General features: G+C 51.0%; 10 protein-coding genes. 8 read left to right on the top strand and 2 right to left on the bottom strand.

Annotated features, from left to right (window positions below; all coding sequences use genetic code 11):
• Positions 1 to 216 precede the first annotated feature (216 nt).
• Positions 217 to 1,896, bottom strand: coding sequence for an SgrR family transcriptional regulator (locus tag HMPREF1144_RS24275; RefSeq protein ID WP_042928423.1), 1,680 nt, complete (start codon positions 1,894 to 1,896; stop codon positions 217 to 219).
• Positions 1,897 to 2,118: 222 nt separating this feature from the next.
• Here HMPREF1144_RS24275 and ptsG point away from each other — a divergent pair, with 222 nt between their 5' ends.
• From ptsG to HMPREF1144_RS33110, 8 genes are all read left to right on the top strand, one after another.
• On the top strand, positions 2,119 to 3,645 hold the full coding sequence (ptsG, locus tag HMPREF1144_RS24270) for a glucose-specific PTS transporter subunit IIBC (protein ID WP_009654282.1): 1,527 nt from the start codon (positions 2,119 to 2,121) through the stop codon (positions 3,643 to 3,645).
• The gene (locus tag HMPREF1144_RS24265; RefSeq protein ID WP_009654290.1) at positions 3,642 to 4,484 is read left to right on the top strand and encodes a glucose-6-phosphate isomerase family protein; all 843 of its coding nucleotides are present in this window, start codon (positions 3,642 to 3,644) and stop codon (positions 4,482 to 4,484) included. The genes ptsG and HMPREF1144_RS24265 overlap by 4 nt, the downstream gene beginning before the upstream one ends.
• Positions 4,484 to 5,047 (top strand): 6-phospho-3-hexuloisomerase, encoded by a 564-nt coding sequence (gene hxlB, locus HMPREF1144_RS24260; protein ID WP_042928428.1) that lies wholly within the window; start codon positions 4,484 to 4,486, stop codon positions 5,045 to 5,047. Before HMPREF1144_RS24265 ends, hxlB begins: the two co-directional genes overlap by 1 nt.
• Before the next feature lie 23 nt (positions 5,048 to 5,070).
• Positions 5,071 to 5,706: a 3-hexulose-6-phosphate synthase gene (gene hxlA / locus HMPREF1144_RS24255; RefSeq protein ID WP_009654295.1), complete on the top strand. Its 636-nt coding sequence runs from the start codon at positions 5,071 to 5,073 to the stop codon at positions 5,704 to 5,706.
• A 180-nt stretch (positions 5,707 to 5,886) separates the two neighbouring features.
• A complete protein-coding gene (locus HMPREF1144_RS24250) occupies positions 5,887 to 6,687 on the top strand; it encodes a hypothetical protein (RefSeq protein WP_009654289.1) in 801 nt (266 codons plus the stop codon).
• Positions 6,688 to 6,995: 308 nt separating this feature from the next.
• A complete protein-coding gene (locus HMPREF1144_RS33795) occupies positions 6,996 to 7,862 on the top strand; it encodes a hypothetical protein (protein ID WP_009654279.1) in 867 nt (288 codons plus the stop codon).
• A 586-nt stretch (positions 7,863 to 8,448) separates the two neighbouring features.
• Positions 8,449 to 9,909 (top strand): hypothetical protein, encoded by a 1,461-nt coding sequence (locus tag HMPREF1144_RS33395; RefSeq protein WP_198286857.1) that lies wholly within the window; start codon positions 8,449 to 8,451, stop codon positions 9,907 to 9,909.
• A gap of 785 nt (positions 9,910 to 10,694) precedes the next feature.
• Positions 10,695 to 11,066 (top strand): hypothetical protein, encoded by a 372-nt coding sequence (locus tag HMPREF1144_RS33110; protein ID WP_126530146.1) that lies wholly within the window; start codon positions 10,695 to 10,697, stop codon positions 11,064 to 11,066.
• A gap of 301 nt (positions 11,067 to 11,367) precedes the next feature.
• On the opposite strand, the gene HMPREF1144_RS24230 is transcribed toward HMPREF1144_RS33110, so the two are convergent.
• Complete coding sequence (locus tag HMPREF1144_RS24230) at positions 11,368 to 12,381, bottom strand: Gfo/Idh/MocA family protein (protein WP_009654280.1); 1,014 nt, start codon at positions 12,379 to 12,381, stop codon at positions 11,368 to 11,370.
• Between the last annotated feature and the right edge of the window lie 44 nt (positions 12,382 to 12,425).

Genomic DNA, 12,425 nt, shown 5'->3' with positions numbered 1-12,425 from the left:
CGGCTTGCGGAGTTAAGTGAAGAAGATGGGTACAGGACGTTCTTAAATAGTGATAGCAGTACGGCTGGAAGGGTGTACTGGATTTAACCATTCGATGGAATCTGAGGACATTGCCAATGCAGATGACCAAACGTTCCCCGAACCCAAATCCCACACTTCCCTCCCTTACCCTTAAAGGCCTTTAAAGGCCCTTTAGCGAGCTTTTGCGGGCGTGCATTATTCGAGCCAAAGTTGGCTAAAATCCGGCCATCCCAGCGTATTTAAATCCCGCCAAGTAAATGACTTCTCGGTCGCAAATTCCATCCAGTGATGCAGCAAAGGAATGACATATCGCTGATGGGTCATCTCATGGAAAAAGGTGGCAATGGTGGCGAACGCCTGCTCATCGTCGCTGTTCAGAATCGTCGGCAGCAGGGCGTTCAGGTTTTGTCGCTGGGCTTCAGGCAAGCGCGTAAACAGCGCGGTGGAAGCCAGCCATTCCAGAAACGCCGGAACCGAAAGGGTATCGAGCATAAAGTTGCTGAGCCAGATATCCGCGGGAGGGCGCGGCTGGCTGTTAAAGTGGTCAAATGCGTCGATCCGTATTTCGGCGCGAATATGCCAGCGCTCAAGCAGGATGCGAATCGCTCCGGCAAGCTCCACCAGTTCCGGCTGCTGAAAGGTGCTGATGATAACCGGCTGACGCAGGTTAAACGGCGCGGTGATCCCGCCGAAATCTACCGGGCGGTGGTTCCACTCCGGCAGCATGCCCTGAGCCACGGAGAGGATGCGCGCATATTCGTCGGGAAGCTGCGTCTGGCTGAGGAGTTCGACAGGCTGCAGCAGATAATTGATAAACCGTCTTCCGGCCTCATCCGCAAAGGCTCCTTCACTGTCTAGCAGCACAAAGCAGCAGCCCTGCTCCAGACTACGCTCGTTGAGCGGGCGATCATCCTGCGCCTCCTCGCCCCGCAGCAGGGGAATAAAGCTCATGCTGATATGCTCCGGAGCCCAGGTGAAAATGGTGATCTCATCCAGTCCGGGCCGCGCCTGGTGCCAGTGTTGATTGCGCCGCAGAACCATAAAGTTGTCGCTGTGCTCCTGCAGGTGGAAAGCACCGGTACAGCGGATGTGTCCGTGCTGGTAATCAAACAGCATCGTCGGCTGGGTGGCGAGCAGGCAGTCGAGCCGCCTGACCGGGTGATGCGTTTCAATCACCAGATGCCAGGGGGCGTCAGCGGCGATGGTTTTGATTGGGCTGAAAAGCGGGGCGAACTGCGGGCTCTGGCTGGCGGCGAGCAGGCAGCGCTCAACAGCGCTGGCATCCAGCTCGCCGCCATCGGCAAAGCGGGCGGTGGATTTCAGCCAGAACTCCCAGCGGGTAAAGTCCTTGTTGTGGGTCCAGTAGTGGGCAATATCGGGGACGATCTTGCCCTGAACGGCGTCATAGCGCGTCAGCCCGCTCAGGCACTGGCGCAGGAGGTGGCGTTCGGTTCGCCGCAGGGGAACGAGCGGGTTAAGCGGATCCAGATTGCGGTAGTAGGGGATGCGCACCCGCGTTTCGCTGCTTTTATCCTGTACCCCAAAGCGCCACAGGCTCAGGCGATCCAGCAGATACTTGTCGTTACCGATAAAGCGCAGCACGTTGCCGTAATCCTGCTTCTCCAGCAGCTTATTGACGTTCTGGCTGAACAGCTTTTCCGGCGAGGTTAACAGATTGAGCCGTGAGCGCTTGCCGCGCCCGCGCTGGGGCTGCCAGTCGAGCCATTTTTCCTGATGCATCTTTTTCAGCGCAATTCGGCAGTTACGCACCGAACAGCCGAAGATGGCGGCGATCTCGTGCATCTGTAATTCGTGCGTCTGACCTGCGCCGTAGCGGGCGTGTAGTCTGCGAAAATGCGCCTCGAAGATACTCATGTGATGGCCTCCCACCGAACGCGATTTCCTCTTTTATCCCTTTCTGATGGCTTCTGGCGTGATTGTCCTCATAAATTTTCCGGTTTTAAGCGAAAACCGGAAATAACTTTCGTCTTCGGTTGCTGTTTTTTTAATCATTTTGGGTTCGGATACTGAAAGTGTTCGGAGCAAAACCTGCTGTTGTGCGAATCCCTGTCATAAAGACGCGCTCAGGAGATCGAGATGAAAAGATTCAACCTTCTGCAAATGTTACAAAGCATCGGGCGATCGTTAATGATCCCCATTGCCATGCTGCCTGCCGCCGGTATTTTGCTGGCCTTCGGCGTCAGCTTTCAGGATCCCAATATTGTCGCCAGCCTGCCGTTTCTCGGCGCTGACTGGCTGGTTCACGTGCTGAAGCTGATGGCGGAAGCGGGCAGTGCGATTTTCGCTAACCTGCCGCTGCTGTTTGCGGTCGGCGTGGCGGTAGGGCTTAGTGACGATCAGGGGATTGCCGGGTTGTCGGCGATCGCCGGTTTTCTGATTATGAACGTCACCATCGGCCAGTTTCTTGGGATCACGCCCGAATCGGTGACGCAGGTGCGTGACTACACGATGGTGCTGGGCATCCCTTCGCTCCAGACCGGCGTGTTTGGCGGCATCATTATCGGGATTATCGCCGCCTGGTTGTATAAACGGTATTACCGCATCCAGCTTCCGTCCTGGCTGGAGTTTTTTTCCGGCAAGCGCTTCGTGCCGATAGTGACCTCCTTCGCCGCGCTGTTTGTCGGGCTGGTGATGGCGGTGGTCTGGCCGCCGGTTCAGCATCTGATTAATGGCCTGTCGAATACCATGACGGTGCAGGGGCCGGGCGTGGCCGCCTTCCTGTTCGGCTTTATCGAGCGGCTGCTGATCCCGTTTGGTCTTAACCATGTCTGGTGGCCGACGTTCTGGCTGCAGTTTGGCGAGTACGTGAACAAGGCCGGGCAGGTGGTGCATGGCGACCAGCTTATCTTCTTTGCCCAGTTGAAAGATCAGGTGCCGATCACCGCCGGAACCTTTATGGCCGGGCTGACGCCCATCAAGATGTTCTGCATTCCGGCGATTGCGCTGGCGATCTACCGCTGCGCCAGCCCGGAAAACAGAGCGCGGGTGAAGGGCATTATGCTCTCTGGCGCGATCACCTCCATTGTCTGTGGTATCACCGAGCCGATTGAGTTCTCCTTCCTGTTTGTTGCGCCCGTGCTGTATGGCATTCACGCCGTCCTGGCGGGGGTGGTGTTCCTGCTGATGGAGTGGTTCAGCGTACACATCGGGCTCTCTTTCTCCGGCGGGCTTATCGACTATCTCTTCTTTGGCGTTCTGCCGCGCGCGCCTCACTGGTACATGGTGTTCCCGGTCGGGCTGGTGATGGGAGCGCTGTACTACGTCCTGTTTACCTTTGCCATTCGCCGCTGGAATTTGCTGACGCCGGGGCGTGAAGTCGAAGAAAGCACTGTGGCGCAGGAAAACGAACAGAATGACCTGGTGAGCGGCATCATTCTGGCCTATGGCGGGCCGGGAAATATGACCAGCATCGAGGCCTGCATGTCACGTCTGCGCATTGACGTAACGGATAAGACGCTGGTGGACAAAGCGCTGCTGAAACAGCTTGGCGCGGCGGGCGTCGTCGAGGTCGGGAACAACATCCAGAGCGTATTTGGCATGAAGTCCGATCGGCTGAAAGAGGCGATCCGCGCAGCTAACGCGTATACACAGGAGGCAAAATGAAACAGCTACACCACAGCGGCCTGCCGCTGTATCTCGATGACGACGGCGTAATGGCGCTGAAACCGCCGCTGAACTATCTCGGTTTTGGTCGCAAAAGCGCCGGGCAGATGGCGGTGGTTTTACCGGAATTCACCGAAGCGCAGCGTGATGAACCGGCTTACGATGTTTATCGCGGGCTGAGTTTTCCGGAGGATCAGGAACGGCTTGCCGCTGACCAGTATCAGTACGACATCACCATCATTATGCCAGGGACGATTGGCCATGAGCGCAAGAAAACCAGCGGCCATTATCACGGTTATAACGACACGCGGCGCAACACCCATCCGGAAGTGTATGAAGTGATTAAGGGCACGGCGGCGTATATCCTGCAAAAGTCGCCGGATTTTGCCGTTGAACCAAAAGATCTGCTGGTGGACGATCTTATCGTGGCGGTGGTGAAGGAGGGGCAGAGCATTATCGTGCCGCCGAATTACGGCCACTGCTCCATCAATATCGGCGACGGGCCGCTGGTATTCAGCAACCTGGCCTATAAACCCTGCGCGGTTCACTACGACACGGTGCAGTTTTACCACGGTATGGCCTGCTACATCGTGGAAGAGAACGGGCAGCTCTGCGTGCGCAAGAATCACTACTACCCGCGTATTCCGCGCATCAAATTCGCCACCGTCAAAGAGAACCCGCATCTTGGCATCACCTTCGATACGCCGCTTTACCAGCGCTACTGCGCCGCACCGGAACGTTTTCATTTTCTGGGGCATGTCGATAACTATGTCCGGGAAATCATGGGGATGCTCCAGTATGAGGATGATTTATTCCCGTTCTGCCAGGAGGACGAATGATGGAAACGCAATCTGTTGCAGGCGTTGCTTGTAGCGACCTGAATCAGGCGATGTCGCGGATTGATGGCGCTGCGCTGGCACGTCTGGAGCAGGCCATCGCTGAAGCGAACGCGATATTTGTTTTTGGCGCAGGGCGTTCGCTGTTAATGCTGAAAGCTCTGGCGATGCGCCTGATGCATATCGGCCTGAAGGTGCATGTTGTCGGCGATGTGGTCACGCCTGCGCTGCAAAAAGGCGACCTGCTGTTACTGGCGAGTGCATCGGGTGAAACGGCTTCGCTGGTGAATGTGGCAACGAAAGCGAAGCAACTGGGTGGCACTTTGGCTTTGCTGACCATTTTCCCCGAGTCCACGCTGGGGAAACTGGCGGAGGTGGTGATCAGGATCCCGGCCTATACCGACAAACTGCCGGATGGACCTGAGAATGTGAAAGGTATTCTGCCCGGCGGCAGCCTGTTTGAAGAGGCGGTCATGGTGCTGGGCGACGCCATGATTGTGAATCTGGCCCAGTCGACGGGATATCGCTTAACCAAAGGTTTTGCGCTGCACGCCAACCTCGAATAGTCATTCGACACAAGGAAACCAACATGAAATTACAGCTTGCCCTGGACGAGTTAACCCTGCCTGAAGCGCTGGTATTTATTGATAAGGTGGTTGACGACGTTGATATTATTGAAGTAGGAACCCCCTTTCTTATTCGGGAAGGCGTGAACGCGATTAAAGCCATTAAAGAGAAATACCCGCATAAGGAAGTGCTGGCGGATGCGAAAATTATGGATGGGGGCCATTTTGAGTCGCAGCTGCTTTTCGACGCCGGGGCAGACTATGTCACGGTGTTAGGCGTGACCGACGTGCTGACGATCCAGTCCTGCATCCGCGCGGCAAAAGAGGCCGGAAAGCAGGTGGTGGTGGATATGATCTGCGTTGACGATCTGCCAGCGCGGGTCCGCCTTTTGGAAGAGGCGGGCGCGGATATGCTGGCGGTACACACAGGCACCGACCAGCAGGCTGCAGGGCGCAAACCGATTGATGATTTGATAACGATGTTGAAGGCGCGCCGGAAAGCCCGGATTGCCGTGGCAGGTGGCATCAGCAGCCAGACGGTGAAGGACTATGCGCTGTTAGGCCCGGATGTGGTGATTGTGGGGGCGGCGATCACGCATTCGGCGGATCCGGCGGGGGAGGCGAGGAAGATTTCACAGGTGTTGTTGCAGCATCACTGAGATTAGACGAAAAGGACGGCATCTGGCGCGACTGTGTGCCAGATGTCGACCAATAGTGGACATGCGGTTAAGTGAGTAAATTTTCTAAGGGCATAACTGTTCCTGCAAAAAATATCTGGCCTGAATATAAACTACTCGATATTCTGAAATGCTTTGTATTTGTTGTGAACAGGAAAAAGTATGCTGAGTACGTTACCCGATTTACACAGAAGTTTTGCAGAGCAACTCAAACTTAAATTTCAGTCAGATTCGCGAATTCATTCCCTTCTTGCTGGCGGCTCGATGATTCATGGCGGATTTGATAAATACTCCGATCTGGATTTTGTCGTTGTCGTAGATCCTCTCTACTATGATGAAATTATGACGCAGCGTAGGGAACTTGCCGGAACATTAGGCCATCTGCTGCATGCTTTCACCGGGGAACATGTGGGAGAGCCTCGCCTGCTTATATGCCTGTATGGCCCTGAACTCCTCCATGTCGATCTGAAATTTGTCACCCTGGACATGCTCACTCAACGCGTTGAGGAGCCAGCGGCGTTATTTACCCGTGATAACACTGCTCTGAAGCGACAACTGGCAAAATTTAGTGCTCACTGGCCCAACATGACGCCGGAGTGGTTTGAGTCCCGAGCCTGGATCTGGCTTCATTACGCAGTGGTTAAACTGGGAAGGGGCGAACTCTTTGAGGCGATTGGTATGCTGGCATTCTTCCGGGAGCAGGTGCTGGGACCAATGCTGTACCGTCGCGCAAATCTACCGCAACGTGGGGTTCGCCGCATTGAATTCTACGGCATTGATCCTGATGGTCTGCTGACTTCCACGTTGGCAACGCACGATCGTGACTCCGTTGGTGTTGCCATCAGAATGGCTGTTGACGCTTATATCAATCTGCGGGCTGATGCTCTGCCTGAAAATATTGCAGATGATGCGGCTCGTTGGGCGGTTCTTGCCATGTTGAAAGAGTATTCTGGCAGGGGTTAAATTTATGCTCCGGTCGCTTACACGGCCGGAGTAAAAGTATCATCGGAGAGGCAGGCAATAGCCAAATCCCGAGGTGGATATCGCTATTTAGCGACTGCAATCCATGCTAAAGCTAGGTTCAGGTGTGCGGGAAAGGGTAAATTTCAAATGTCGGCAGAGTGCCAACAGTGGAAGTTGGAGGGCCAGAGACTCTCTAAAAGTTGATGGTTCTTTTTGCAGGGATATGTACAGTGGCGGCAGGTATGGTAGAGCTGATAAGCTATGTATAGAGTTAAAAATTCATTTAATCGCGAGATAACAGTCAAATTATGCAAAGAATTATTCCTGATAAAAATTGGTGGGATAACGAGAGTCATAATCGAAATGCATCAACTGTATGCCCATACGCGAATTCGCATAGCTGCCCTCGATACCATGACAGTGTAGTTCTGCTTAAACGTAGCAAAATGATAGCGGGCATAACGGATACAAAAGAAGAGGAGTTGAGTGAGTATTGGGAAAGAACCAAATTTTCATCTTTATGTGATGAAGAATTACCCTCAGTTTGTTCAAATAAAAACGGAGGTGTTTCATCGATCAGTAATTTTTGCCCTGAAATATCATATAAGTATTTTTACTATTATGCTGATTACATGTGTAAATATGTCGATGAAATAGATCAGGATACAGGTGTGCGTATTGCGAAAAACGATAGTATAAAAAATGACTGGAAGTATTCATGGATGACCGTTACTCCTAGGTTTTATTTGGATTGCGATGTCTTTAGTCATGTTAAACAGTTCAATGAAACTTTGGGGAATGATTACTTAAAAAGATTGCACCCCAATATTGTTCAGCAAATAAGTAGAATGAATAATTGTTTAGATTCCAATGACCCGGCAGGAGCGTTGCACGCCGCCTCTAATATTTTAGAAACAATGGCGAAAGATATTTCTCAAAACCCAAATGTATCAAATCAATCATTGGGTGGTTTTTTTGAACAGTTCAAGAAAAAGTCAAACCTATCTAATAACCTTATTGTTGCGATTAAAGATATTTATGATTTGCGTAACAAATTACCTACTGCTGGACATGGAAGCCTAGACAAGCCTGAATTGACTATGGCAGATGCTATAGCTATTGCGGCAATGACAAAGGCGATATTAGAAATTGAATATCGAAGCAAGGCCATCTAATAAGTCAAATTCAACAACGCTTCAATTTCCCAGCGTTGTTGACGCTAGCAACAACTCACCGCTGCTATGACGACAAAGACCGCAACCGCGCCGGTGGGTTTACTCAACCTACATACCCGACAAGGATTCCCTGATATGCCCAGGGCTATCAGTGAAACCCGGAGCCGCAGCTGGGGTGTATGCCCATGTTCGCATGGCCAATGTCAACTCAGCATTGAATTCACCGCAAGAACAGCGGCGTTTACTCACCTGCCCACTTTTAATAGCTTCATCTCGCGCTAGGCGCATTTGTACTCGAGCAGCCAGAAGAACTAACCGAGACCGGCCTCGGCCAGGTAACGGCTGAGTCCGCACTTTCTACGACCGTTTGCAGGAACATGCCCTGATGTTACGTACTTTAGTAGACCAGAATGACCGACTGCTTAGTGCCAAAAGCGGACCTTAATGCCTTAGGCAACTCACTAAAAAAATTGTAAAAAAATTCATGTCAAAATTATACTACTGTGAGGTTTGAACATTTACGAACTTAGGGGGGATTCTAGTACCTGCGTAGATCAACTGAAAATTTTAAATGCAAGATTAGCATGTGATTTTTTACGAAGAAGTTATCATTAACTGGCTTTCAATAAAATGTCCAGAACCGACAGGAAGGATTCGATTGTTTATGGTTGATAATGGTCTTGATGCTGTCAATGAAATCATTGAGCAGTATAAAAAATATAATTATCCGATGTTTATTGTTACCGATAAGGGAGAGCCGGAACAAATTGGCACATTCGTCATCATAAAATTAAATTCCAATTTCTATCTACTGACCGCTGCGCACGTTGCCAATATTTGCAGTAAAAAAGGTTACTACTACTTTTTTGATAATAGTCACATTGAATTCACTGGCTTCCTTTTAAAAACCGAAGGTTCACCATCTGATGTTACTGATATTGCAATTCTAAAACTGAATGATGAATTTCAGGTGAGTGGTCTTAACGTCGTTACTGAGGAATTGCTTCCTGGACCCGGACAGGTTTCAGATGGCATACACTCAGTTATGGGATATCCAGCCAGTAAAACAAAACTGAACCGTCCCGAGAAAAAAATCAGGTCACATCTTCACGTTTTCTACAACATACTTTGTGAGACTGACGTTTACGAACGTAACGATTTGAATATTCAGGAGCACATAGCTATCGTATTTGACAAAAAAAATTGCTTATCAAGCGAAGGAGAAAAGGTCACGTTCCCAGACCCGCAGGGAATGAGTGGAGGTGGGATATGGTGCCACGATGTTGTTTCCGGTAAAACGTTGCTCGTGGGCATAGCTTCCACTTGGAAAAAAAACAATAAATGTCTATTTGGCTCCCGGTTAACACTTATAATAGGTGTAATACAAATGTCTATAGAAGATGAAATAGGTAAAGCTTTCAGTGATGCAGCTGAAAATTATGAATTAATTGTCAGCCTAATTGAGCTCAACCCTCCAAAATCCGACAGTGATTATATAAATATAAACCGCGCTTACTTCAGAATGTGCACAAATTTCAACCAGTCCCTGATGATGCTGATTGGGGATGGAAAGCCCTATCCTGCCATTGTCATTCTGAGGTCAATGCTTGAAATATTCACAAAGGCCTTATACCTCGAGTACGTAGAAAAGCCTAAAGGCACCGATATTTTGCCAATGATATCAGGTGATAAGAACTTCCCTAACTTTGCAAACATGTCGAAGGAGCTTGATGAGTTTTTATCTAAGCATTCTTATGGTCCCGATAATTTTTTCAAACAGTTCACTAAACGTGGATTAGGTCAGTACGAAAAGTTTTCATTATTTACCCACGGTCGCGGTGACTATGTCATAGCTCTGATGGAGTCTGCTTACGTTCCCCTTCACCTGGATGATGTACGGGATTTGATATTAACGGCCAAAGGAATGTATGAAGTTTTTGCCCTCTTTTACTTTGGCGTACAGGGAGAAAAACATAAATTTAGGCTCATTAGCGAAAAACTGATGGAATCAAGTCAGCATAATCCTGATAAAGGTAATCGCGAATAAACTTCTGGATTCACAAGAATCCAAATCTAAGTTGAAAACAAAGAAGCTGCAAGCAGACCGTTCAATTGGTATAGGTCTGCTTTTCGCTCACAGCAGGCCTCGCCCAGCGAGCAGGTCTGCTCAGTGCCATAATTAGTCTTTTCAGCAGACTATAGTAGTCCTCAATCGGAGACATGTGGCAAGTGGGAGGAACATAACATCCGTCAAAGAGTTCTCGTAGCTTAGGCATTTCTATGCTCGCAGCTTAGCAGTGTAACGTTTACTATATCGATCCACTTTAGGCTTAAGGATTCAATATGGCGTTGCACCTACTGTCCGCTGACCAAGTCGCGTCCTCATGCCGCCAGAGGATCGAATCGTGCGAACTCTGGTTACGCTATTTAATCCACAATCAACTAAGCATGACGTTTGGAGATGGCTACCTCACAGGCGAATCACCTTCTAACAATCCAATATTTTCGGCAAGTGTTCAACGCAGCGCCGCTGCACGGCATGAAACTGCTCGCATAAAGCCTCCGCGTCCGGTGGACACGCTGCTATTTGACGACCTAGCCCGCGTATTGGCTAAAGTCGACGTGTACGACAAATGGTTCAAGGCAGTGCTCCACACAGATTTCCCCTTGGGAAGTATGCAGGTAAGGAACATACTAAATCTGCTAGTACCCATTCGAAATAAGCTAGCGCATGCCAATGGAGTTACGTTAACGCTCCACGAAGCTGAAAGAGCACTTTGCTATTGCAACGACCTAATCTCAGCGATTCAGAACCACTACACAGGAGCCAGCATGGCAGATAAATTCCCTGCACCGATGTTCACTAGAATATCGGATTCTCAGGGAAATGTTCATTATCCGAGTGACCACAGGCCGAACTTCTATGGGAAGGAGCCGCTGAGGTGTGGTGACACGATCAGATTTGAAGTGGAAGTTGATTCAACTTTTTCACCGAATGAATACGATATCTCATGGGTTGTGAACAACATCGCGAATGGACAAAGAGGCACCGGTCCAATCTTCAGCGTTGTACTGGATGAAAGGCATGTTGGCCTCCAATTCGCTGTATCAGCTACGCTGTTGTCTCACAAGTCTTGGCACCGTGACCAGAATTTTGATGCTATGGCGACTTTGCGATACGAGGTTTTGCCACCTCCAGCTTGAACAGTTGCTCCGCCTGAGACCATGTAGCGGGGAGTGTGAGTATCCGTGCTGAACTTAATTACGGGAAGGAAAAGCTGTATGGTGAAACCTTTAGTGGCAATCGCCGCATCCCAATGCCACTTGACCAGCTCCCAGCGGCTCCCCATATGGCAATGTTAGTATTACAACTATGGGCGAATGTCCGCTTCTCGCTCAAAGCTGACCATGCTTTCTAATCATTCCTGTGCTTTGACTGGTTTGCTGGGTTAAGGGCTTTACCAATCTGACGTAGCAGAAAGGTACCGCCCTTAAAGTTATGGCATTATGGGCATTCAGGTTTCCCGCTCTCCAGACTGCGATGTACCGCCTCGCAAATCCGGCTCACCGCCAGCCCGTCCTCTGCCGTCACCGGGTACGGTGACCGGTTCCTGACCGTCCGCACAAAGTCATTGATCGGGTCGATACCAAAACCGCTGGCAACGCCGTTGCGGTAGTTGATGAAATAGCTGTTGGGCGTGAGTGTCATGCCCGGTGTGGTGATTTCCAGCCCCCGATGCTGCGAGGTGTTGCGGATATAGGCTGTCCCGCAGAGGATCTCGATGCGCCCGTCGTTATCCTTTGGAAAACCCTCCGGCAGTACCCACGAATTCTCGACCACCCATGAACTGCCGTCGGCCATCGTCAGCAGGCTCTGCACGCTGTCGAAAGTGTTGATACCTGCCATATTCAGCAAATCTTTTTGTCCGACAGCGTAGACCGATACCACCTCCAGTCCGGAAAGGTAGCGCACCAGGTCGAAGCAGTGTGAACCAAGGAACCACACCGGAGAGCTTGCACCCGCCCAGTTCAGCCACTCCGTCGGCACACTAATCACATCATCCATGCTGATATGCCCGCGCAGGATACGCCCGGTTTCCGGCTTCTCCAGTTCGGCCTTAATGCGCATTACCGCCGGGTCCCAGCGTTTATGGAAATCGACGCCGACCAGCAGGTCCCGCTGCTGCGCCATCTCCACGATAAGCTCACACTCGCGTACCGAGGTGGCGAGCGGCTTTTCCGCCAGCACATACTTACCGTGGCGCAGCGCGGTGAGGATGGACTCGGTGTGGTACGGGTCCGGTGTCGCCACCGAAACCACGTCGATGGCTTCCTCCTGCAACAGGACATCCAGCCGGGTATAGCCCATCACGCCGTACGCCATGGCAAGGTCGTCACAGCGCTCTGTGTCGGTGTCGCAGATGGCGACCAGCACCGTGTCCGGGTTATGGCGGTACGCGTTCATGTGGTGTTTGCCGTAGATACCTGCGCCGACCACGGCGGCTCTGATTTTGTTCATTAGTGAGTCCTCAGAATAAGCCCAGGGAAAACAGCCAGCCGATG

Source organism: Klebsiella sp. OBRC7 (assembly GCF_000293135.1).
Taxonomy (GTDB): Bacteria; Pseudomonadota; Gammaproteobacteria; order Enterobacterales; family Enterobacteriaceae; genus Klebsiella; species Klebsiella michiganensis.
The sequence above is the reverse complement of the archived record's forward strand: the minus strand, read 5'-3'. Positions and strand labels throughout refer to the sequence as shown.

Bases quoted from the DNA above. Each gene is read 5' to 3' on its own strand.
- HMPREF1144_RS24265 (WP_009654290.1), top strand. From the start codon at position 3,642: ATGAAACAGCTACACCACAGCGGCCTGCCGCTGTATCTCGATGACGAC.
- HMPREF1144_RS33110 (WP_126530146.1), top strand. From the start codon at position 10,695: ATGGCAGATAAATTCCCTGCACCGATGTTCACTAGAATATCGGATTCT.
- ptsG (WP_009654282.1), top strand. From the start codon at position 2,119: ATGAAAAGATTCAACCTTCTGCAAATGTTACAAAGCATCGGGCGATCG.
- HMPREF1144_RS24250 (WP_009654289.1), top strand. From the start codon at position 5,887: ATGCTGAGTACGTTACCCGATTTACACAGAAGTTTTGCAGAGCAACTC.
- HMPREF1144_RS33795 (WP_009654279.1), top strand. From the start codon at position 6,996: ATGCAAAGAATTATTCCTGATAAAAATTGGTGGGATAACGAGAGTCAT.
- HMPREF1144_RS24275 (WP_042928423.1), bottom strand. From the start codon at position 1,896: ATGAGTATCTTCGAGGCGCATTTTCGCAGACTACACGCCCGCTACGGC.
- hxlB (WP_042928428.1), top strand. From the start codon at position 4,484: ATGGAAACGCAATCTGTTGCAGGCGTTGCTTGTAGCGACCTGAATCAG.
- HMPREF1144_RS24230 (WP_009654280.1), bottom strand. From the start codon at position 12,381: ATGAACAAAATCAGAGCCGCCGTGGTCGGCGCAGGTATCTACGGCAAA.
- hxlA (WP_009654295.1), top strand. From the start codon at position 5,071: ATGAAATTACAGCTTGCCCTGGACGAGTTAACCCTGCCTGAAGCGCTG.